Genomic DNA, 20,262 nt, shown 5'->3' on the forward strand with positions numbered 1-20,262 from the left:
GGTCCTTGGCTTCGACGCGGAACCGCACGCCGTAGCGGTCTAGCCCCAGCGGGCGCACCTGCCCGCGGCGCAACGGCGCAGGCAACCGGGACACCAGCCGCGCAACGACGTCGCTGTGGGCGGTGTCCAGATGCCACAGCAGGTTCGACTCGATCTCGCAGAACGGGTCGGGCCGGGCCGCCAGGAGATCCGCCACGCTGACGGGCTCGGCGCCGGTGGCGTCGGTGACGACGACGGACGCGACCTCCAGCCGGACCAGGGTGTAGCGAGGTTCCTGCCCGTCGGACGGCGCGCATCGCGGGGTGTCGACCTGAAGCAACGCGGGGTGCGGCCACTCGGCGGCGATCAGGTCGACCGTCTCGGCGACCTCGGCAGGGTGGAATTCGTGCAGCTGCCCGCGCACCCACACCAGCGAGCGCACCGGCTCCCGCAGCGGAAGGGGTGCGTAGTCGGTCAATTCCAGGAGCGCCTGCGACCCGGCGACGGCGCCGTCCGGTCGGCCTTCGCGCTCACTGGGGATCGCCAGCGCGAAAGACCCGTCGGGCAGTAGGTGATGCACGGGCGTCACGACGGGGTCCTGGCGCGCGGGCGCGGACTCCAGCGCCAGGAGCGCGCCACCGGCTCGGACACACGCGCTGCGGATACGTTCGGCCGTCGTCGGGGCGGGGCAGGTCAGGGGTAACACCGTTCTCCTTAGATTAGGTAAGCCTAAGTTAACTTAGATGGCGGGGCGCCGCAAGAGCGGTTTGCCGCCGGTCGCCGCTAGGGTTGGGGCGTGGTCCGCATCGCTTATCTCGGTCCGGAAGGGACGTTCACCGAGGCGGCGCTGTTGCAGATCACGGCCGCCGGTCTGGTTCCCGGCCAGGGGCCCGACGAGGTCGGGCGACTGCCCGTCGACAGCACCGCCGCGGCGCTGGACGCGGTGCGCGACGGCGGCGCCGAATACGCCTGCGTCCCGATCGAGAATTCGATCGACGGGTCGGTGACGCCCACGCTGGACAGCTTGGCCATCGGGTCGCCCCTGCAAGTCTTCGCCGAGACAACCCTGGATGTCGCGTTCACGATCGTCGTCAAACCCGGCTGCACGGCCGACGCCGTGCGCACCCTGGCGGCCTTTCCCGTGGCGGCGGCGCAGGTGCGGCGGTGGGTCGCCGCCAACCTGCCCGAGGCCGAGCCCCGGCCGGCGTATTCCAACGCCGACGCGGCGCGGCAGGTGGCCGAGGGACAGGCCGACGCCGCGGTGACCTCGCCCCTGGCCGCCACCCGCTGGGGACTGGCCGCGCTGGCCGACGGGGTGGTCGACGAGCCCAACGCCTGCACGCGCTTTCTCCTGGTGGGCCTGCCGGGCGCGCCGCCGCCCCGCAGCGGGGCGGACCGGACGGCGGTGGTGCTACGGATCGACAACGCGCCGGGTGCGTTGTTGGGCGCGCTCACCGAATTCGGGATCCGCGGCATCGACCTGACGCGGATCGAGTCCAGGCCGACCCGGACCGCGCTGGGCACCTACGTCTTCTTCGCCGACTGCGTGGGCCACATCGACGACGACGCCGTCGCCGAGGCACTTAAAGCACTGCACCGTCGTTGTGCCGATGTGCGATACCTGGGATCTTGGCCGACGGGCTCGCCCGCCGGGGTGCTGCCGCCGCCGGCCGACGAGGCGGCCCGCTGGCTGGCGCGGCTACGCGAAGGAAAATTGGGAACGGCGGCCGGGGGAATCGAGCTGTGACCGGCCGGCTGGTGCTTTTGCGACACGGCCAGTCGTACGGCAATGTCGAACGCAGGCTGGACACCCGGCCGCCGGGGGCGGAGCTGACGCCGCTGGGCCGCGACCAGGCCCGCGCCTTCGCGCGCGGTACGGGACGGCCCGGGCTGCTGGCGCACTCGGTGGCGATCCGGGCATCGCAGACGGCCGGTGTCATCGGCGGCGAGCTCGAGATGGCCGCCGTCGAAGTGAGCGGAATTCACGAGGTCCAGGTCGGTGGCCTGGAAAACCGCAACGACGACGACGCGGTCGCGGAATTCAACGCGATCTACCAGCGATGGCATCATGGGGATCTCGACCTTCCGCTGCCCGGCGGAGAAACCGGCCACGACGTGTTGGACCGCTACGTGCCGGTGCTCACCGACCTGCGCCTGCGCTACCTCGACGACCACGACTGGGCGGGCGACATCGTCGTCGTCAGCCATGGTGCGGCGATTCGACTGGCCGCCGCCGTGCTGGCGGGTGTGGACGCCGGCTTCGCGCTGGATAACCACCTGGACAACGCCGAATCGGTGGTGTTGGCCCCGATCACCGACGGGCGGTGGAGCTGCTTGCGATGGGGGGCCCTGACGCCCCCGTTCTACCCCGAGTCCGAGGCCAGTCCCGTCGCGGACGCGGTGCACTCGAGCACCGACCCGATGGGCTGACACTCGGTCAAACGGCCAGCGCGACCGCTTCGAAGCACTCGCAGCCGACGGCGTCGCAGTCGATCACGAAGGCGTGCGGCAACAGCTCGGGGCTGAAGCAATCCGGCTCCGTGCACTCCGAGCGGCGCAGGGAATGGCGAATGATGGTGCCGTGACAGTGATCTAAGCCTGCCCGGCAGTCGCGGCAGTCAGCACTCATAACCCGTTCATAGCACCGGCCGCGGACAAATCCGGGATGCCGCGCCCATGAATCCGGCGCGGCTGACAGGCCGTCAGGCCCAACCCAGTTCTTCCAGCCGGTCGTCGTCGATGCCGAAGTGGTGGGCGACCTCGTGGATCACCGTGATCGCCACCTCCTCGACGACGTCATCCTCGGAATCGCAGACGTCCAGCAGCGCCTCGCGGTAGATGGTGATGGCGTCGGGGAGCGAGCCGGCGTAGTCGGAGTCCCGCTCTGTGAGGGCGACCCCTTCGTATAGCCCGAGCAGTTCGCCGTCCTCGGGATGGCGGTCGCCGACCAGCACGACGACGTTGTCCATCGCGGCCGCCAGCTGGGGCGGGATCAGGTCGAGCGCGTCGGACACCAGTTCGTCGAACCGCTGGGGATCCATCCGCGCGGGCACGCGGCTAGCCCCCGGGCGGCGGCGCGGGCGGCGCCTCCGGCGCCGGGTTGGCCGGCGGTGGCGCCCCACCGTCCGCGGGTGGCGGAGCCTGCGGTGGCGCCCCGGCGTCCGCCGGGGGCGGGGCCTGCGGCGCCTGGGGAGCCGGGTTGTCCGAGGCGGGCGCCTGAGGCGCTACCGCTGGCTGCTGACCCGGGAGGTGCTGATTGTTCGGCGGGATCTCCGGGGGCGCGCCGGCCTGGCTCTGCGGGGCCTGAGCCGGCACCTGGAGCGGTATCGGCGGCATGGTGAGCCGCTCTTCGGGAATGTCGGGCGGCGGCACCGGCGGCTGCCCGTTGATGAGCAGCTGGCCCTTTGCGCTGTTGACCAGTGTGGCCCAGCCGCCGTTGCCCAAGGTTGCGCCGATGCTGCAGGCGACCTCGCGGCTGCCGGCCGTCCAGCTGGCCAGCGGCACGGTTGGGTAGATCAGCGTCAGGGTGGTGGTGCGCAACTTGACCGGCGCCAGGTAGGCGTCCGTCATCTTCGTGCACAGATCCTTGATGTACCCGTCCTGGTCGGGCTCCGCCGGCAGCGCGCCGGGGAACTTCTCGGCCAGGTTGACCGTGCCGGTCACTTCCATCGCGTGCGGCGCCGCACACTCGACCGGTGCATCGACCGGCTGGTTGGTGGTCGAGTCGATGCCCAGGCAGGTGCCGGCCGGCCAGACCTTGGACTGGTCAACCTCGGCGACCTTGCCCTTGAAGGCCTGTTGCTGGTTGTTGGGGCCGGGCAGCTGGAGCCCGCACAACATGCGGCGCTCGCCGGCCTGGCGCCAGGCCCGGTCACCGGGCCACAGCAGGCTGACGGTGAACTTGCTGTTGGGATCGAACTTGGGGCCCAGGTAGTTGCGCACGGCGGACTCGCACTGCTCCTGGGTGATCTGCTGAATGCGGGCGGGCGAGGGGGGAGCGGCGTTGGGGCCGTACTCGGCGCCCGGGAACGTCCGCATGTCGATCGATTCGGCGACTTCGAACTTGTGGTCGTCGGCGCAGTTAATGATCTTCGCCGACTCCGGAGTGGCGTCCGGCCAGATCAGGCAGTCACCGCTGGAGGCCTTGTTGAAGGCGGCGTCGCTCTTGCTTCCGGTGGTGGGTACCGGGTTGCCGTCGAGATAGCCGGACAGCCGCCCCGCGCCGGTGCCCCCCACCGGCAGCGCGGTGACCAGCCCGGCGATCAACAGGCCGCCCAGCGCGGTCAGCAACAGGGCGCGCCGAGTCGCCTGCGCCTGCAGACTGCGTGGCCACCGGAAGCCGGGTTGCGGCTGTTCCGGCTCGGCGGAATGGGCATCGGACTCCGGGGCTTCCGGAAGGTCCGTCTCGGGCGCTGGCGACATCGGCTCCATTCTGACAGCAGCACCTGTGGAGTGTGACAAACGTTATGGATGTGAGTCCTGGGACCTGACGGGGCGGGTGCACTGCGCACTGTGCAGAGCCGGTGAAAGTAGTCTCAGGGCCGTGATCGACCTCAAGCTGCTCCGCGAAAACCCCGACGCCGTGCGCCGGTCACAGACCAGCCGGGGCGAGGACCCGGCGCTGGTCGACGCCTTGCTGGTGGCCGATGCCGCCCGCCGGGCGGCGATCTCGTCGGCCGATGCGCTGCGCGCCGAACAGAAGTCGGCCAGCAAGAGCGTCGGCGCAGCGTCCCCCGAGGAGCGCCCCGCCAAGCTGGCGCGCGCCAAGGAGTTGGCCGAGCAGGTGAAGGCCGCCGAGACCGAGCAGGCCGAGGCCGAGGCGGCGTTCACCGCCGCACACATGGCGATCTCCAACCTCGTCATCGACGGGGTGCCCGCCGGCGGGGAGGACGAATACCGCGTCCTGGAGGTGGTGGGCGAGCCCGCTCAGCTGCAAGACCCGAAGGACCACCTGGAGCTCGGCGAGTCGCTGGGGCTGATCGACATGCAGCGCGGCGCAAAGGTGTCCGGGTCGCGCTTCTACTTCCTGACCGGTCGGGGCGCCCTGTTGCAGCTCGGGCTGTTGCAGCTTGCGCTGCGGCTGGCCGTGGACAACGGCTTCATCCCGATGATCCCGCCGGTGCTCGTGCGCCCCGAGGTGATGGCCGGCACCGGGTTCCTGGGCGCCCACGCCGACGAGATCTACCGCGTCGAGGCCGACGACCTCTACCTGGTCGGCACCTCCGAGGTGCCGCTGGCCGGCTACCACGCCGACGAGATCCTGGACCTGTCCGGCGGCCCGCTGCGCTACGCGGGCTGGTCGTCGTGCTTCCGGCGGGAGGCCGGCAGCTACGGCAAGGACACCCGCGGCATCATCCGGGTGCATCAGTTCGACAAGGTCGAAGGGTTCGTCTACTGCACGCCCGCCGAAGCCGAGGCCGAACACGAACGGCTGCTGGGCTGGCAGCGCGAGATGCTGGCCCAGATCGGGGTGCCGTATCGGATCATCGACGTAGCGGCAGGGGATCTCGGGTCGTCGGCTGCCCGCAAATTCGACTGTGAGGCATGGGTTCCCACGCAGGGCACCTACCGCGAGCTGACGTCGACGTCGAACTGCACCACCTTCCAGGCGCGCCGGCTGGCGACGCGCTACCGCGACGCCAACGGCAAGCCACAGACCGCGGCCACCCTGAACGGCACGCTGGGCACCACCCGGTGGCTGGTGGCGATCCTGGAGAACCACCAACAGCCCGACGGCAGCGTGCGGGTGCCCGACGCGCTCGTGCCGTTCGTCGGCACGGAGCTGCTCGAGCCGATCAGCTAGCTAGCGCGCCTTCGTCAGCCGGCCCGGGGTGTGACCGAAGGCTCGCCGGTAGGTGTCGATGAAGGCACTTGTTGTGGCCCAACCGCATTCGGCTGCCACCGACGTGACGTCGTGCCGCTCGGCGAGCAGCACCAGGGCGCGCTGCAGGCGGAGCTGGGTGCGCCATTGCGGAAAGGTCATCGCCAGCTCGTCGCTGAACAGTCGGCTCAGGGTGCGTTGGCTGACGCCGATCCGCTGGCCGATCTGCGGCAGCGTCAACGACGCGGCCAGGTTGTCGGCGATCAACGCGCACGCGTCGCGCAGCCTGCCGTCGACGGGCGTGGGAATCCACAGCGGCTCGCCGGCGCTGGTCGCCCGCAACTGATCGTGCAGTACGGCCAGCATCCGGTGGTGCTCGTCGCTGTCGGTCCGATCGGTCTGCGAACACGCGATGATGAGTTCCCGCATCAACGGGTTGACCGCCAGCACGGCGGGCGCCGCCGGCCCGCGGCGATAGCGACGGGGATCCAGTGCGACGCCGTGAAACTGCGTGGGGCCGTGGAACTTATGTTCGTGCCAGCAGCCCGCCGGGATCCAGATCGCCCGGTTCGCCGGCGTGATCCAGGTGCCGGCCGGGGTGGTGACCGAGACCGCGCCTGAGGACGGGTAGACCACCTGGTGCAAGGGATGCCGATGCCGATCGATCCGGGCCCCCGGCGGCAGCGCCAGCGATGATGTCGCCGGACCGTGGTGGCTGATTTCTGACATAACACGGCAGATTATCGGAAGTGCGCCTTCCTCCGGTGCGCCTAACGTCGCGGTTATGGGAATGAATCTTCTGCACCGGCGCCGGTGTAGCTCGGCGGCCTGGGAGAAAGCGGTGGCGGGGCAGCTGTTGCCCTGGGCGTTGGACGGCGTGGAATTGGGTTCGCGGACTTTGGAAATCGGCCCGGGCTACGGGGCGACGACGCGCGCCCTGCTGGACAGGGCCGATTCGCTCACCGCCGTCGAGGTCGACGCCGCGATGGCCGACCGCCTTGAGCGCCGCTACGGCGAACGGGCCCGCATCATCCACGGCGACGGCGCCGACACCGGGCTGCCCGCCGATGACTTCACCTCGGTGGTGTGCTTCACCATGCTGCACCACGTGCCCAGCGCCGAATCGCAGGACCGGCTCTTCGCCGAGGCGTTCCGGGTGCTGCGGCCGGGCGGGGTGTTCGCCGGCAGCGACGGTGTCCCGTCGCTGTCCTTCCGGCTGCTGCACATCGCCGACACCTACAACCCGATCGCGCCCGATGATCTGGGCGCGCGGTTGCGCAACGCGGGATTCGCCGATGTCCAGATCCACCCCTTAGGTGGGCGGCAACGGTGGCGCGCCGTCAAACCGACCTGAAGGTGGGGCTGCCCGCCTCGAGCGGGACCCGGGCGGCACGCGCGGTGAAGCTGATCGCGTGATACCAGCCGCACAGCATCGTGAGGTCGAGGATCTGGCTTTCGTCGAATTCGGCGCGCAGCGCCGTCCAGAGGGCATCGTCGATGTCTCGACGGTCGTAGAGCGAATCCACGGCGCGGACGAGTAGGCGATCTCGCTCGGCCGTCCAGCACGGATCGTCGGCGCCGCCGTGGGTCAAGGAGTGGACCTGCGCGCGATCGAGACAGGCCTTGTCCGCGAAAAACGCGACGTGCACGCCCCATTCGTACTCGCAGCCGCAGCGAGCGCAGGTGCGGTCGATCACGATCTCGCGGTCGCGAAGGGACAGCGACAACGCGCGGCTCAGCTCGTAACCGCCCCAGAGCGTCATGGCCTCGGCCATCGGCATGTTGCGCACCACGACGCGAAACAGGGCGATGGGCGGCACGTCCGGCGGCATCATCTTCTGCAGTAGGGCCGCCACCGCGGCCTCGTACGGCGGGTCGAGGGCGTCGATGCGAGGCGTTACTATTTCCGTAACCATGGACAAGAAAGCTACGTTACGGAATCCGAAACGTCAATCGGTTGCTCGACCGGGGCGCCCCGTGCGGGGGTCGACGACCGGGCGGCCGCTCATGGCGGCCCTCGATCTCCTCGGGCGGCGCTGGTCGCTGCGGATCCTGTGGGAGCTTCGCGACGGTCCGCTGGGGGCGAGGTCGTTGCGGGAGCGCTGCGACGGGATGTCTCCCAGCGTCTTGTATGACCGTCTCGGCGAACTGTCGGGCGCCGGCCTGGTCGTCCAGCGCGACGACCAGTCTTACGAGCTCAGCGAGACCGGCCGGTCGCTGGGCGAGGCGCTCGATCCCCTCGACCAGTGGGCCCGGCGCTGGGCGGACGGAAACTAGGCGTCCACCGTCTCGCGAACTCGTTCATGCCGACGCTGCCGCTCCATGGTGGCGAAGTAGAACGCGAACGCGAACGCGAAGCTGGTGAACAGGCTGGACACGAAGTACAGCCACGGGTGCCGCAGCCCACGGCGGTAGCCGTCCACGATCGTAAACAGCGGCAACAGAATCACATTCGCGATCGTGTAGTCCTGACTGGCGGAGTCTGCGGCCGGATTGGTGAACATCAGCTTGATGTATTCGGCCCAGCTCCCGTGCTCGCCCCACAGCGGGTTGGTGGAGCCGTGCGAGTACTGCTGGACGAAGGTGACATTGAAATACCAGCCCAGGGCGACCGAAGCGATGCCGACGACGTAATACACGCATTCGAGCGGGGAGAACAACGGCCCACCAGTCGGCCGGGCGAAGACCTTCGAGTTCGAGGCGACGATCCAGCCGATGACACTGAGCCCGAGAACTGCATGCACAAGAAGCGAGACCATGGCGGCAGTCTCACCCCAGAGCCGAAGTTTTGTCAATACTGACAAAAGATGGCTGAGGTACCGTACTTGCATGGTCAGGCCGGCGCAGACGGTGCGCAGCGAGCGCACCCGGGAGGCGTTGATCCAGGCCGCCCTGGTGCGATTCCTGGCGCAGGGTGTCGAGGAGACCTCGGCCGAGCAGATCGCGGCGGACGCCGGGGTCTCGCTGCGGACCTTCTATCGCCATTTCAAGTCCAAGCACGATCTGTTGTTTGCCGACTACACCGGACTGAACTGGTTTTGTGCCGCACTGGATGCCCGGCCCGCCGATGAGCCGATCATCGACTCGGTGCAATCGGCCATCTTCTCGTTCCCGTATGACGTTGAGGCCGTGACCAAAATAGCCGCGCTGCGGGGTGGGGAACTCGATCCCGGCCGCATCGTTCGGCATATGCAGGAAGTCGAGGCCGACTTCGCCGGCGTCATCCAGGCGCAGCTGCACCGGCGTAGCTGCACGGCGAGCGGGACACTGGATGGGCGGTTGCGCGCGGCGGTGATCGCGCGTTGCATCGCGGCGGGAGTTTTCGGCGCGATGGAGTTCTGGATGCTGGGCGAAGACCGGTCGCTGGGCGAGCTGGCGCGGATGTGCCACGCGGCCCTGGAATCGCTGAGGGCGGGCATCGCCGACGCCTGGGTCACCGAGGGGGGATAAAAGTTTCGTCATAATTGACAAAACTTTGCGACCGTGCCAGCCTCCATTGCTGGAGGGCAGGACATGACTGAATATGACGCGATAGTTATCGGTGCCGGGCACAACGGTCTGGCCGCGGCGGTGCTGCTGCAGAAGGCCGGACTGCGGACGGTGTGCCTGGATTCCAAGCTGTACGCCGGCGGAATGGCTTCCACGGTGGAGCTTTTCGACGGTTACCGGTTCGAGATCGCGGGCTCGGTGCAATTTCCCACCTCGAAGGTGGTGGTCGACGAGCTCGGCCTGGACACCCTGCCGACGATCGACCTGGACGTGATGTCGGTCGCGGTGCGCGGCGTCGGTGACGATCCGCTGATCCAGTACAGCGACCCCATCAAGTTGTTCACCCACCTCAACGAGGTGCACGGGGCGGACGCCGTCAACGGGATGGCGGGGCTGATGGCCTGGAGCCAGGCACCCACCCGGGCGCTGGGCCGCTTCGAAGCCGGAACGGAGCCCAAGACCTACGACGAGATGTACGCCTGCGCGACAAACGAATTCGAACGGTCGGCGATCGACGACATGCTGTTCGGTTCGGTCACCGACGTGCTGGACCGCTACCTTCCGGACCGCGAGAAGCACGGTGCGCTGCGCGGCTCGATGACCGTGCTGGCCGTCAACACCCTCTATCGCGGGCCCGCCACGCCGGGCAGCGCGGCCGCGCTGGCGTTCGGGTTGGGTGTCCCCGACGGCGACACCATGCAGATGAAGAAGCTGCGCGGCGGCATCGGGGCGCTCACCGCCCACCTGAGCGAACTGCTTCAGAGCCACGGCGGCGAGGTCCGGCTGCGGACCAAGGTGACCGAGATCCTCGTCGAGGACGGGCGGGTGAGTGGGGTGCGCACCGAGGGCGGCGAGACGTTGACGGCCCCGATCGTCGTCTCCGGCATCGCGCCGGACACCACCCTCAACGACCTGATCGACCCGGCCCTGCTGCCGGGCGATATCCGGGAGCGATATGCCCGCACCGATCACCGCGGTAGTTACCTGCAGATGCACTTCGCGCTCGACGAGGCGCCGGAATTCGCCGCGCCCTACGAGGCGCTCAACGCCCCTGCCATGCAGGCGTCGATAGGCCTGTTCTGCACGCCGGAGGAAGTGCAGCAGCAGTGGGAGGATTGCCGGCGCGGCATCGTCCCGGCCGACCCGACGGTGGTGTTGCAGATACCCACGCAGAACGACCCGGACCTGGCACCCGCGGGCAAACACGCCGCGTCGGCGTTCGCGTTGTGGTTCCCGATCGAGGGTGGCGTCGACTATGGCGCGGCGAAGGTCGAGATGGGTCAGCGGGTGATCGACAAGATCACCCGGTTGGCGCCCAACTTCGAACGCAGCATCATCCGGCACACCACCTTCACGCCCAAGCACATGGGCGTGATGTTCGGCGCCCCCGGCGGCGACTACTGCCACGGACTGCTCAACCCGAACCAGATCGGGCCGAACCGGCCCGGCCCGAAAGGGTTTCGGGGTCAGCCGATCCCGGTCGAGGGGCTGTACCTGGGCAGCGCGGGCTGCCACGGCGGACCCGGCATCACGTTCATCCCCGGGTACAACGCGGCCCGGCAGGCGCTCGCCGAGCGCGCCACCTAGCGATTCGAGCGGCCGGCACGTCGAACCCAGCGGCCCGCCGCGGCGCGGGCTGGGTTACCTACCTCGCACCGAGGTTGATCAGCCCGAGGACGAGCATGAAGCAACCCCCGGCCGCCACCAATACGGCGATGTCGCGGTGGCCGCGGGATCGCAGCCAGTTTTGCAGCGCGGCCATGAAGGCGCGCGTGCGCTGCGGCGCCGCCAGGTACCCGATCAGCGGGATCTCGGCCACGGTGAACGCCACCAGGTTGAAGGCGACCAACGCCTGCATTTGCGCGACCGGTGCGGCGTGCGAGGCGAGGATGGCGGCCATCGAGCCCATGTAGTTCGCGGACGGCAACGAAGCCCCCATCCCGCTAACCGCTGCGACACTTAGCGAGTCGCCCCGTAAGAAGGCGCGTGCTCGTTCGGCCAGCTGCTGCCGGCCGTTCGGCGCGGTCCCTTCAAGCATGACAACGCCGCCACCGCCGCCGATTGTCGCGTCCACCGGCGCGGTGCGGGCAATCCTGCGCCGCACGACATTGGTTGCCAGCGCGACGGCTACGAGCAAAGCGACGAGCCCGGATGCGATCTGGACCTCCGCCACGCTGAAGTGGCCGACCACCGGCGCGGCCCTGAGGACGAAGAGCACGATCAGACCCGCGCCGACCCCCATGGCGAAACCACCGCACAGAAACGTGAGCAGTTGCAAGAGCGGGCGCCGCCGGCTGAGCAGCAGTATCACCAGCCCGACGCGTATCGGTTCGAAGATCACCGCGCCGGCCAGTACCAGCACGGTGATCCACATGCTGGGCAACCGTACCGGACCGCGCCGCGCTCCGGACTGGAACCCGCCCAGCCAAGTCGGCGGTCTGAGCAGGCCCGGAGTTGGGCTCCTGCCGTTCAGGCGGCCGTAATTCATGCGTAACGCCCCACGGAGTTTCGCAGCGCGGTCGCTACGTGAAGTGGTTATGTTAAGGATTCCCGTAGCACCACTTGCGGCTGGAGAAATCCTGGGCGGCGGCTGGATCTGTCGGTTCGACGCTGGCCATTGTTGTTGTCCACCAATAGATTTCGTGGAAGGGAGCGACCACGCCCGGTCGCGGGGCAGCTGCGGGCGCACTGGCGGGCTCGGCTCCGTGGCGACAGCGCGGACGGCAGGCGCAGCCGGACTTTTGCGCGCTCGCGCGCGACGCTAACCGCGCTGACCTAGCAGCTCATCCAGGAGCGCGGTGAACTCTTCCGGTCGCGCCGGCGTGAAGGCGGGGCTGGGCCGGATGCCGGGCACGTCCAGCGTGACCAAGGTCGACTTGAACGGCCGGCTCACGTCCAGCGGCAGCCAGCGACGCAAGTCCGAGCTGCCCCAGATCCGGAACCGATGCGTGAGCAGGCCCAGTCCTTCGGCCTTGTATCCTCGAATCGACTGCAGTGCAATCACTTTCGACGTTCCGGAAGGAAAGTGGTAGCGGCGCAGCGTGATCGCCGCGCGGTCCAGCTGAACCAACCCGTCGTCGTAAGACCGGCCCGGGCTTTCGTTCATGCTCGCGAACTTCGCAGTTGGTGACCCCGCGCGGTCAGGCACCGCCCGTCGTCCAATCGCCACTGCCAGCCATGCAGGTTGCAGGTCAACGTATCGCCCTCCACCACGCCGAATTTCGACAGGTCGGCCTTCAGGTGGGGGCAGCGGCGCTGAATTTCCCAGCCGTCCAGCGTGACCGATGACGTATCGTCGTGCGTCTCGGCGAACCAGCCGTCGGCGTACGCGATCCGTTCGTCGGTGAGGCACTTGAAGAAGGTGTACAGGTATTCGTTGTAGCCGCCGACGCGCCACGCCCTGAATCGGGTGGACAGAAAGATGGTGTTCACCCAGTCCGGTTCCCGATCCCGCAGTACGGTGCGGACCAACTCCGGCGCGATGGCGAAACCGTAGCGCACCTTCTCATCGGGAATCCGTTCGCGCACGGCGCGTTTCGGGAAGTCGAGCACGACGGTCTCCGGGCCGATCACCAGTTCGACGGGATAGCCGATGCCGTCGCAGATCTCGTCGCTCTGGGACATGATCGGTTCGAACAGCGCACGCAGCGGCTCCAAGAGTGGTTCCCCGGTGGCGGGCGCCCAGCTTGCGCGCTCGGCGGCCACGACCGGCGCCATCCGCTCGGCGTAGTCGGCGATGTAGGCCCGCTTCCCGGTGGTGAAGATCGCCTCCACCTGATTGTCGGGCAGCGGATGGCGCAGCGCATTCAGGGTGGTGCCGGTGAAGTCCGCGGCCGAGCCGGGGATCATCAGCAGGCCGCCGTCGCTGCCGTGGGTGCGCATCTGGTCGAGGAACACCATCTGGTCCGGAAAGATGTTGGCCGCATCGCCGTGGTCGTCGTTGAGATGACGCAAATCCGGGTCCAGAAAGCACGGCGGCCCGGCCGACGGGATGACCCATGTCGCGCCCACCTGGGCGATGTACTGGCGGGCGCGGTCCATCTGCCGCTGCCGCTTCTGGACACCGAACGACTCCTTGGCGCGGGCCGGCATGTCGTACACCATCGGGTACCAGATCGCGCCGGAGTACTGCAGCATATGCACGTCGATGTGTCCGAAAGCCGAGCTCAGTACGTCGAGATCGACCGGCCGGGCGTCGTTCATGTTGAACGCCGTCGTCTCGCCATCGGAAACCACCAGCGCCGAGTCGCCGAGCGGGCCGTCGGCCGGCGCCCGCAGGGCGATGATCATGACCTCGAGGTCGCCCCTCGGGCCGCTGACCCGGTGCTTGACCGAGTTGCTGGTCTCGAAGAACCGGTAGAAACCCAGCTCCTGCAACGCGTTTCGCAGGTCCGGCACCGGGAAGTCGGGCAGCAGCACCACCGCGTCTTTGTTGACGTGCTCGGCCAGATTCTTGGCGTCGAAGTGATCCTTGTGCAGGTGCGACACGTAGAGGTAGTCGCAGTTCCCCAGCCGGTCCCAGTCCAGGCCGCTGTTGTCGGGGAACGGAAACCAGGACGCGAAGTATGCGGGATTGACCCAGGGGTCGCAAAGAATGCTGCCCGCGGTCGTTTCAATCAGAAATCCGGCGTGACTTACGCTTGTGACCTGCACAAACACCTTCCTGGGGCCGCTCAAAGGACCTGCGGGGCCCGCGGCCGGGTAACGGCTTTTTCAGCCTCCGAGCTTAGCGTGGGGCGGCATCTTCTTTTTCGGCACTTCGGCTGACTCACAGCCGGGAGCACTAGGCTGATCAGCTGTGGAACCGGTATACGGGACTGTCATTCAACTTGCCCGCTTGATATGGCGCATACAGGGTCTCAAGATCACGGTCATGGGCGCCGAAAACCTGCCCAAAAGCGGGGGTGCGGTCATCGCCATCAATCACACCGGCTACCTCGACTTCACGTTCGCGGGTCTGCCCGCCTACCAGCAGGGTCTGGGCCGCAAGGTCCGCTTCATGGCCAAGCAGGAGGTGTTCGACCACAAGATCACCGGGCCGATCATGCGCAGCCTGCGGCACATCTCCGTGAACCGGCAGAACGGGGGCGCCTCCTACGAGGAAGCGGTCAGAAACCTCAAGGACGGCGAGCTGGTCGGCGTCTACCCGGAAGCCACGATCAGCCGCAGCTTCGAGATCAAGGAATTCAAGTCGGGTGCGGCGCGGATGGCCGTCGAAGCCGGGGTGCCCATCGTTCCGGTGATCGTCTGGGGCGCGCAGCGCGTCTGGACCAAGGGGCACCCCAAGAAGCTGTTCCGCCCCAAGGTGCCCATCATGGTCGTCGTCGGCGAACCGATCGAACCGACACTGGGCGTCGAGGAGTTGAAGGGGCTGCTGCACTCACGGATGCAACACCTGCTGGAGCGGGCCCAGGAAATGTATGGGCCGCACCCGGCGGGTGAGTTCTGGGTGCCGCGCCGGTTGGGCGGCAGTGCCCCGTCGCTCGCCGAAGCCGCCCGGATGGACGCCGAGGAGGCGGCCGCTCGCGCCGCGCGCCGGGCCGGATCCGCGGGAGCGCCGGAGTAGCGATCAATGGTGGAGCCGGTCTTTCGCACGCTCGAGATCCTGGCCCGGCTGGCGGTTCAGGCCACCGACACCCGGATCTCCTACGGCGGCGAGGAGAACATCCCCGACTCCGGTGGCGCCGTGATCGCGATCAACCACACCAGCTATGTCGACTTTCTGCCCGCCGCGCTGGCCGTGTACCGGCGGCGCCGCCGGCTCAGATTCATGATCAAGGCCGAGATGCAGCAGGTGAAGATCGTCAATTTCCTGATCAAGCACACCAGAACGATTCCGGTGGACCGCGGTGCGGGGGCCGGCGCGTACGCGGTGGCCGTGCAGCGGCTCCGCGAGGGCGAGCTGGTCGGGGTGTACCCGGAGGCCACGATCAGCCGCAGCTTCGAGCTCAAGGAGTTCAAGACGGGTGCCGCCCGCATGGCGATCGACGCGGACGTCCCGATCGTTCCGGTGATCGTCTGGGGTGCGCACCGGATCTGGACCAAAGACCACCCGCATACACTGGGCCGGGCCAAAGTGCCGATTCACGTGCAGGTGGGTGCGCCGGTGCGGGCGGCCCAGGACATCGGGCGGACCGACACCGCCCTGCGCGAATCGATGACCAACCTGCTACACCATGTGCAGCAGCATTATCCGCACGAACCCGGGGCGTACTGGACACCGCGCCGGCTGGGCGGAGGTGCACCGACCATGGCGGAGGCTGCCCGGATGGAGGCAGACGAAGCCGCGGCGCGGGCTGCCGGCCGCAGTGGACGGCCGTCGCGGTAGGCGAAGGAGGCGACATGCCCGAGGGGTTTTACCGGCTGTGCGAGTGGATCGTCCCGCCGATGGTCGCGATGCAGGGGACGACGTTCACCTATCGCGGCCTGGACAACATTCCCGACCGGGGCGGTGCCCTGCTGGCGCAGAACCACACCAGCTACCTGGACTGGCTGCCGACGCTGCTTGCCGTGCGTGAACGGCGCCGGCGCGCCTACTTCATGATCAAGGCGGAAATGGCCGACGTGAAGGCGGTCAACTACGTCATCAACCACGCCAGGCTGATCCCGGTGGACCGCACTAACGGGCACGACGCGCTCGAGCTGGCCACCCGGCGCCTGCGGCAGGGCGAGCTCATCGGGATGCACCCCGAAGCCACGATCAGCCGTAGTTTCGAGCTTCGGGAATTCAAGAGAGGTGCGGCCCGGATGGCGTTGGACTCCCAGGTCCCGATCGTTCCGGTCATCGTCTGGGGTGCCCATCGGATCTGGCCCAAGGATCATCCGAAAAAGGTGTGGCGCAACAAGGTTCCGATCACCGTCGCGGCCGGGCCCCCGCTGCCGCCGCACGGCACACCCGAGCAGCTCAACGCGGCGCTGCGCGAGGCGATGAACGTGCTGTTGTACCGGGTGCAGGAGGAGTACCCACACCCCGAGGGCGAGTTCTGGGTGCCGCGGCGGCTCGGCGGCGCCGCACCCACCCAGGATGATTCCCGGGCGATCCGCCTGTCGGAGTTGCAGGCGCGGGTGCAGAAATACGGCACCGACGGCGTGACCCGACCGGGGCAGGACCAGAGCGGAGTGCATTGATCCGACCGGCGACCTGCGAACGCGGAACCGTCAGATGACTTTGCCGGCGCTCATCGCCTGCGACGTCGACGGCACCCTGTTCGACGACAACGAAACCATCACTCCGCGCACCCGCGACGCCGTGCGTGCCGCCGTCGCCGCCGGCGTGACTTTCGTCGTGGCGACCGGCCGGCCGCCACGCTGGATCCGCCCCGTCGTCGACGCGCTCGGCTTCGCACCGATCGCGGTGTGCGCCAACGGTGCCGTCATCTACGACCCCGCGGCCGACCGGGTGCTGTCGGCGCGCACGCTGCCCGTGGACACCCTGGCCGAGCTGGCGGAGCTCGCGACGCGCGTCATCCCGGGCGCCGGCCTGGCCGTCGAGCGAATCGGCGAACGCGCCCACGACACGGCGACCCCGCAGTTCATCAGCTCGCCCGGCTACGAGCATGCCTGGCTGAACCCGGACAACACCGAGGTCTCGATCGAGGACCTGCTGAGCGCGCCGGCGATCAAGCTGCTCATCCGCCGAAACGGCGCCCGCAGCGCCGATATGGCCGCCGAACTGGTCAAGCATGTGGGCATCGAGGGCGATATCACCTACTCCACCAACAACGGCCTGGTGGAAATCGTGCCGCTGGGCACCAGCAAGGCCACCGGTGTGGACGAGATCGCCAGGCCCCTGCAGATCGCCAGCGAAGAGGTGGTGGCGTTCGGCGACATGCCCAACGACCTACCGATGCTGCGGTGGGCCGGTCATGGCGTGGCGATGGGCAACGCCCATCCCGACGTGCTGGGCGCGGCCGACGAGGTCACCACCGGCAACAATGACGACGGGGTGGGACGCGTGCTAGAACGCTGGTGGCTCTGAGCAGGCTTTTCGGCTAAGTGGCGGATGGGTGCGCCGGCAGCGAGAAGTGTTCGGGCGCCACGGTCGGCCCGCTCGGGGATTCCATCGACAGCGGCGTCGTGATTCCTTCCGCGACCTCGGTGACGTTGCTGGTCAGCCGATCGTAGTTCAGCGTTCCGTGCTGAAAGTTCTGCGTAATCCGTAGCGGCTCTTGGATTTCGGCGCTCGTGGGCAAGCCGAGCGGACCGCGTTCGTAGCTCAGCGACGCCCAGGCGTCGTAGATCGCGCCGGTGATCGGCTGGGCGCCGGTTTCGGGCGACCAATACATTGCGCCCCTGGCGAACGTGACATACCGGGCGTCACCCTCCGCGCTGTCCTCCGGGGAGGTCGGCGCGCCCAGCACGCTGTTCATGCCGCCCATCGCCTGCCAGTGGTCGTAAATCGCGCCGCCCTGCAGGGCCTTGATCAATTCCTCCGGCGGATCGTTGAAATGCGAAGCGATATCGCGTATTTCGTCCATGAGCGCGTAGGCGGCGTTGCCCGGGCAGTCGGTGTTGCCGACGTCGCGGTGGGTGAAGATCGTGGGCAGCGTCGCGACGGAACCGGCCGGGTAGGTGGTGTAGTGGCTACCCGCCGACTCCAACGCCACCGTGCCCTTGGGGTCGACGCCGTCTAAGCCCAGCCGCCAGCCCAGCAGCCGGCCGAGGGTGCGCAGCTGGATCGGTGTCGGCGGTACATCGTCGAAGTTGCCGATCATCGCCACACCCCAGGTGTTGCGGTTGAACCCGCCGGTGTGAAAGGCCTCGACCGCTTTGGTGAGCCCCCCGGCGCTGCCCTCGAACACCTGGCCGTACTTGTCCACCAGGGCGTTGTAGGCGATGTCGCACCACCCCAGGGTCTTGCTGTGATAGGTGTAGATGGCCTTGACGATCCCGGCCGATTCCAGCGGGGAGTAGTCGTTGCTGCCCGCGGTGTGGTGCACCACCCCGGCGCGAATCCCGTTGTCGTACTGCGGACTACCGCAACGCAGCGACTCGTCGGCGCCCCACTGCGCCCGGCTGATGATGGCCGGGGCCTGGCCGGGCATCAAGACCCCCGACGGCGGCGTCCACTGCGTCTCCACCGGCGCCTGCGGCGGGGAGATGAGGACGGCCGAGATGTTCTGCCCGAACGGTTGTTCCCGGGACGCCGGCTTGTAGCCGAGGCCGGTCTCGTTGGGCGGCGCGGGCGGCGGTTGGGTCACCGGCGCATCGATGGGACGGGTGACCGCGATCTGGACGGTCGTGGTGGTGCCGACGAACACCGGGTCGGTCCCGCGCGGCCCCTCGAGCGACCCGGCCGGCGTCGCGCCGTCGGGCGCCGCGGTTTCGTACTCGGTCTGGTACCAGGGCCCCCACGAACCGTCGGGACGCTTCGCTCGCACCCGGGTCGACGTGCCGGCCAGATCGCCGGTGAGCGCCACGAGGGAAAACGGGGTGCTCTGCCCGATCTCGCGAACCGTGACGCCGCCGCCTAGCCCGACCAAGGGCTGTTCGGCCAGTTGGGTGCCGTGGGCCGGCGGCGGGCCGGCCGTGCCGCGGTCGCGCGTCGTGTCCGCCAACCAGGACACGATGACGACGGTCGCCGCGATGGCGGTGAGCAACGTCGTCGGCCCGCGAGTGGGAGACACCAGACGATGTTACTTGTGTTTCTAATGTTAATGATGAGACGACACGAACCAGGGCGGCACGAAAATCGACGGCACCGCAGAAGAATCTGCGGTGCCGTCTGGTTGAAGGGTTCCCGTGAGGTCTAGACGGGGGGCAGTACCGGCGCCGCAGCCGCAGCGGCCGGCAACGCACCGGCAGCGCCCGCGGCGGCCGGCAGGGCACCGGCGGCACCCGGGAGTGCACCCGCGGCACCGGGCAGAGCGCCCGCGGCGGCCGGCAGGGCACCGGCGGCACCCGGGAGTGCACCCGCGGCGCCCGGCAGGGCACCGGCGGCACCGGGGAGTGCACCCGCGGCGCCGTGCTGCATGCCCTGCGTGATCGCCGGCATCACCAAGCCCTTGAGCAGGTCGATGGCCTGACCGGCGCCGAGCTGGTTGGCCGCCTGCATCACGTCGTTGACCAGGCCGCCGCCGCCACTGCTGCCGCTGCCCCCGCCGAGGCCGGTGCCACCGCCACCGAGCGGTGAACCGCTGCCGAAGGACGACGGATCGCCGAGGATCGGGTAGGTGCCGTCGGCGCCCGGATCCAAACTGGCCGGAGCGGTGATCGGCACTTCACCCGCGGCCGTCGGGGCGCCCAGACCGGGCACCCCGGCCGGGCTGGTCAGCCCGGGGTTGGAAAGCGCCGGGTTGAGCCCCGCGCCCGGGGTCGCCACTCCGGCGCCCGGGGTGGTCGGCAGCGCGCCGGGCGCGGTGAGTCCCGGCGTCGTGGGCGTCAGGCCCGGGCTCGCCAGACCTGGGCTCGTCAGACCTGGGCTTGCCAGACCTGGGCTCGTCAAGCCGGGGCTGGTCAGACCCGGGCTCGTCAAACCGGGGCTGGTCAAGCCCGGACTGGTGAGTCCTGGCGTCCCGAGCCCTGGAGTGCCCAGGCCGGGACTGGTCAGGCCGGGAGTGCTGGCGGCGGTGCCCCCGTTCAGCGCGGGCACCGGGGGCAGGTTGATCCCGAATTGCGACAGCCCCTGCGACAGCGCTCCCATCAGCTCGCCGGGCAGGTCGGTCATCACGGCAGCCTGCTTGAAGTCGTGGTGCTCGGGCTGCTTGCTGCCGGCCGTCGATTCGTAGACAAGGAAGTACGCGCAAGGACTCGCCACTGCCACGGCGGCGACCGCGCTCATGGCTGTCGAAAGCTTGCGTCGGCGTCGGTTCGGCACGGAAGTCTCCTCAATCTGGACAACTCAATCTTCAACTGTGTTGTTTCGGTGCGGCCTGCCGACCAAGCTGGCGAGAACCACACAGAGTCGATGGTACGAGTGAGATTGTTGTGACTAGAGTGGTGATATTGAATCGTGAGGTAATTGCGACCCCGAC

Annotated in this window: 22 protein-coding genes and 1 pseudogene; 11 read left to right on the forward strand and 12 right to left on the reverse strand. The window is 68.5% G+C overall.

Annotated elements, in window-relative coordinates; translation table 11 throughout:
• Positions 1 to 685 (reverse strand): DUF2470 domain-containing protein (locus A5758_RS16550; protein ID WP_067742007.1); only part of this gene is annotated, 685 nt, incomplete at its 3' end.
• 90 nt (positions 686 to 775) lie between these two features.
• Between A5758_RS16550 and pheA the strand changes: the two genes are divergently transcribed.
• On the forward strand, positions 776 to 1,726 hold the full coding sequence (gene pheA / locus A5758_RS16555) for a prephenate dehydratase (protein WP_067742010.1): 951 nt from the start codon (positions 776 to 778) through the stop codon (positions 1,724 to 1,726).
• Positions 1,723 to 2,409: a histidine phosphatase family protein gene (locus tag A5758_RS16560; RefSeq protein ID WP_067742013.1), complete on the forward strand. Its 687-nt coding sequence runs from the start codon at positions 1,723 to 1,725 to the stop codon at positions 2,407 to 2,409. Before pheA ends, A5758_RS16560 begins: the two co-directional genes overlap by 4 nt.
• A gap of 7 nt (positions 2,410 to 2,416) precedes the next feature.
• Here the strand turns inward: A5758_RS16560 and A5758_RS16565 are convergent, their stop codons facing one another.
• From A5758_RS16565 to A5758_RS16575, 3 genes and pseudogenes are all read right to left on the reverse strand, one after another.
• Positions 2,417 to 2,608 carry a hypothetical protein gene (locus A5758_RS16565; protein ID WP_066953499.1) on the reverse strand — a complete coding sequence of 64 codons (192 nt, stop codon included), beginning with the start codon at positions 2,606 to 2,608 and terminating at the stop codon, positions 2,417 to 2,419.
• Positions 2,605 to 3,032: pseudogene (locus A5758_RS16570) on the reverse strand (metallopeptidase family protein). Before A5758_RS16570 ends, A5758_RS16565 begins: the two are co-directional and overlap by 4 nt.
• Positions 3,033 to 3,036: 4 nt before the next feature.
• The gene (locus tag A5758_RS16575; RefSeq protein ID WP_067742016.1) at positions 3,037 to 4,410 is read right to left on the reverse strand and encodes a septum formation family protein; all 1,374 of its coding nucleotides are present in this window, start codon (positions 4,408 to 4,410) and stop codon (positions 3,037 to 3,039) included.
• 112 nt (positions 4,411 to 4,522) lie between these two features.
• Between A5758_RS16575 and serS the strand changes: the two genes are divergently transcribed.
• The gene (gene serS, locus A5758_RS16580; protein ID WP_067742019.1) at positions 4,523 to 5,782 is read left to right on the forward strand and encodes a serine--tRNA ligase; all 1,260 of its coding nucleotides are present in this window, start codon (positions 4,523 to 4,525) and stop codon (positions 5,780 to 5,782) included.
• Here serS and A5758_RS16585 read toward each other — a convergent pair whose 3' ends face one another.
• A complete protein-coding gene (locus A5758_RS16585; protein WP_067742022.1) occupies positions 5,783 to 6,529 on the reverse strand; it encodes a helix-turn-helix transcriptional regulator in 747 nt (248 codons plus the stop codon).
• Positions 6,530 to 6,584: 55 nt separating this feature from the next.
• Here A5758_RS16585 and A5758_RS16590 point away from each other — a divergent pair, with 55 nt between their 5' ends.
• Entirely contained in the window at positions 6,585 to 7,154 is a 570-nt protein-coding gene (locus A5758_RS16590; RefSeq protein ID WP_067742025.1) for a class I SAM-dependent methyltransferase, read from the forward strand.
• Here the strand turns inward: A5758_RS16590 and A5758_RS16595 are convergent.
• A complete protein-coding gene (locus A5758_RS16595) occupies positions 7,141 to 7,716 on the reverse strand; it encodes a carboxymuconolactone decarboxylase family protein (protein ID WP_067213333.1) in 576 nt (191 codons plus the stop codon). The two genes, A5758_RS16590 and A5758_RS16595, sit on opposite strands and share 14 nt — an antisense overlap.
• A gap of 91 nt (positions 7,717 to 7,807) precedes the next feature.
• On the opposite strand from A5758_RS16595, the gene A5758_RS16600 reads away from it, so the two are divergent.
• Positions 7,808 to 8,077: a helix-turn-helix domain-containing protein gene (locus tag A5758_RS16600; RefSeq protein WP_067742028.1), complete on the forward strand. Its 270-nt coding sequence runs from the start codon at positions 7,808 to 7,810 to the stop codon at positions 8,075 to 8,077.
• On the opposite strand, the gene A5758_RS16605 is transcribed toward A5758_RS16600, so the two are convergent.
• A complete protein-coding gene (locus A5758_RS16605; RefSeq protein WP_067742039.1) occupies positions 8,074 to 8,559 on the reverse strand; it encodes a DUF2834 domain-containing protein in 486 nt (161 codons plus the stop codon). The two genes, A5758_RS16600 and A5758_RS16605, sit on opposite strands and share 4 nt — an antisense overlap.
• Positions 8,560 to 8,629: 70 nt before the next feature.
• Between A5758_RS16605 and A5758_RS16610 the strand changes: the two genes are divergently transcribed.
• Together A5758_RS16610 and A5758_RS16615 are read left to right on the forward strand one after the other, a co-directional pair.
• Positions 8,630 to 9,250 carry a TetR/AcrR family transcriptional regulator gene (locus A5758_RS16610; RefSeq protein ID WP_067742042.1) on the forward strand — a complete coding sequence of 207 codons (621 nt, stop codon included), beginning with the start codon at positions 8,630 to 8,632 and terminating at the stop codon, positions 9,248 to 9,250.
• 63 nt (positions 9,251 to 9,313) lie between these two features.
• Positions 9,314 to 10,876 carry an NAD(P)/FAD-dependent oxidoreductase gene (locus A5758_RS16615; RefSeq protein WP_067742045.1) on the forward strand — a complete coding sequence of 521 codons (1,563 nt, stop codon included), beginning with the start codon at positions 9,314 to 9,316 and terminating at the stop codon, positions 10,874 to 10,876.
• Positions 10,877 to 10,934: 58 nt separating this feature from the next.
• On the opposite strand, the gene A5758_RS16620 is transcribed toward A5758_RS16615, so the two are convergent.
• From A5758_RS16620 to A5758_RS16630, 3 genes are all read right to left on the reverse strand, one after another.
• Positions 10,935 to 11,663 (reverse strand): GAP family protein, encoded by a 729-nt coding sequence (locus A5758_RS16620; protein ID WP_067742048.1) that lies wholly within the window; start codon positions 11,661 to 11,663, stop codon positions 10,935 to 10,937.
• 387 nt (positions 11,664 to 12,050) lie between these two features.
• Complete coding sequence (locus tag A5758_RS16625; RefSeq protein ID WP_067742058.1) at positions 12,051 to 12,395, reverse strand: hypothetical protein; 345 nt, start codon at positions 12,393 to 12,395, stop codon at positions 12,051 to 12,053.
• Positions 12,392 to 13,942: an MBL fold metallo-hydrolase gene (locus A5758_RS16630; protein WP_067742402.1), complete on the reverse strand. Its 1,551-nt coding sequence runs from the start codon at positions 13,940 to 13,942 to the stop codon at positions 12,392 to 12,394. The genes A5758_RS16625 and A5758_RS16630 overlap by 4 nt, the downstream gene beginning before the upstream one ends.
• Before the next feature lie 145 nt (positions 13,943 to 14,087).
• On the opposite strand from A5758_RS16630, the gene A5758_RS16635 reads away from it, so the two are divergent.
• The 4 genes from A5758_RS16635 to A5758_RS16650 are packed head-to-tail and all read left to right on the forward strand — an operon-like array spanning position 14,088 to position 17,267.
• A complete protein-coding gene (locus A5758_RS16635; protein WP_067213312.1) occupies positions 14,088 to 14,855 on the forward strand; it encodes a 1-acyl-sn-glycerol-3-phosphate acyltransferase in 768 nt (255 codons plus the stop codon).
• A gap of 6 nt (positions 14,856 to 14,861) precedes the next feature.
• The gene (locus A5758_RS16640) at positions 14,862 to 15,617 is read left to right on the forward strand and encodes a 1-acyl-sn-glycerol-3-phosphate acyltransferase (RefSeq protein WP_067742061.1); all 756 of its coding nucleotides are present in this window, start codon (positions 14,862 to 14,864) and stop codon (positions 15,615 to 15,617) included.
• Between the two features lie 14 nt (positions 15,618 to 15,631).
• Positions 15,632 to 16,417 (forward strand): 1-acyl-sn-glycerol-3-phosphate acyltransferase, encoded by a 786-nt coding sequence (locus A5758_RS16645; protein WP_067742063.1) that lies wholly within the window; start codon positions 15,632 to 15,634, stop codon positions 16,415 to 16,417.
• 34 nt (positions 16,418 to 16,451) lie between these two features.
• Entirely contained in the window at positions 16,452 to 17,267 is an 816-nt protein-coding gene (locus A5758_RS16650; protein ID WP_067742066.1) for a Cof-type HAD-IIB family hydrolase, read from the forward strand.
• A gap of 13 nt (positions 17,268 to 17,280) precedes the next feature.
• On the opposite strand, the gene A5758_RS16655 is transcribed toward A5758_RS16650, so the two are convergent.
• Both A5758_RS16655 and A5758_RS16660 read right to left on the reverse strand, forming a co-directional pair.
• Entirely contained in the window at positions 17,281 to 18,918 is a 1,638-nt protein-coding gene (locus A5758_RS16655) for an N-acetylmuramoyl-L-alanine amidase (protein WP_369816454.1), read from the reverse strand.
• Positions 18,919 to 19,037: 119 nt separating this feature from the next.
• Positions 19,038 to 20,105 (reverse strand): PirG, encoded by a 1,068-nt coding sequence (locus tag A5758_RS16660; RefSeq protein ID WP_197503964.1) that lies wholly within the window; start codon positions 20,103 to 20,105, stop codon positions 19,038 to 19,040.
• Positions 20,106 to 20,262: the final 157 nt, after the last annotated feature.

The sequence above is a fragment of the Mycobacterium sp. 852014-50255_SCH5639931 genome (assembly GCF_001665605.1).
In the GTDB taxonomy this organism is placed as follows: domain Bacteria; phylum Actinomycetota; class Actinomycetes; order Mycobacteriales; family Mycobacteriaceae; genus Mycobacterium; species Mycobacterium paraffinicum.

Excerpts from the sequence above, each read along its gene's own strand:
- A5758_RS16620 (WP_067742048.1), bottom strand. The coding sequence starts at position 11,663 with ATGTGGATCACCGTGCTGGTACTGGCCGGCGCGGTGATCTTCGAACCG.
- A5758_RS16595 (WP_067213333.1), bottom strand. The coding sequence starts at position 7,716 with ATGGTTACGGAAATAGTAACGCCTCGCATCGACGCCCTCGACCCGCCG.
- A5758_RS16640 (WP_067742061.1), top strand. The coding sequence starts at position 14,862 with ATGGTGGAGCCGGTCTTTCGCACGCTCGAGATCCTGGCCCGGCTGGCG.
- A5758_RS16650 (WP_067742066.1), top strand. The coding sequence starts at position 16,452 with ATGACTTTGCCGGCGCTCATCGCCTGCGACGTCGACGGCACCCTGTTC.
- A5758_RS16585 (WP_067742022.1), bottom strand. The coding sequence starts at position 6,529 with ATGTCAGAAATCAGCCACCACGGTCCGGCGACATCATCGCTGGCGCTG.
- A5758_RS16645 (WP_067742063.1), top strand. The coding sequence starts at position 15,632 with ATGCCCGAGGGGTTTTACCGGCTGTGCGAGTGGATCGTCCCGCCGATG.
- A5758_RS16565 (WP_066953499.1), bottom strand. The coding sequence starts at position 2,608 with ATGAGTGCTGACTGCCGCGACTGCCGGGCAGGCTTAGATCACTGTCAC.
- A5758_RS16605 (WP_067742039.1), bottom strand. The coding sequence starts at position 8,559 with ATGGTCTCGCTTCTTGTGCATGCAGTTCTCGGGCTCAGTGTCATCGGC.
- A5758_RS16625 (WP_067742058.1), bottom strand. The coding sequence starts at position 12,395 with ATGAACGAAAGCCCGGGCCGGTCTTACGACGACGGGTTGGTTCAGCTG.
- A5758_RS16575 (WP_067742016.1), bottom strand. The coding sequence starts at position 4,410 with ATGGAGCCGATGTCGCCAGCGCCCGAGACGGACCTTCCGGAAGCCCCG.
- A5758_RS16600 (WP_067742028.1), top strand. The coding sequence starts at position 7,808 with ATGGCGGCCCTCGATCTCCTCGGGCGGCGCTGGTCGCTGCGGATCCTG.
- A5758_RS16615 (WP_067742045.1), top strand. The coding sequence starts at position 9,314 with ATGACTGAATATGACGCGATAGTTATCGGTGCCGGGCACAACGGTCTG.
- A5758_RS16610 (WP_067742042.1), top strand. The coding sequence starts at position 8,630 with ATGGTCAGGCCGGCGCAGACGGTGCGCAGCGAGCGCACCCGGGAGGCG.
- A5758_RS16590 (WP_067742025.1), top strand. The coding sequence starts at position 6,585 with ATGGGAATGAATCTTCTGCACCGGCGCCGGTGTAGCTCGGCGGCCTGG.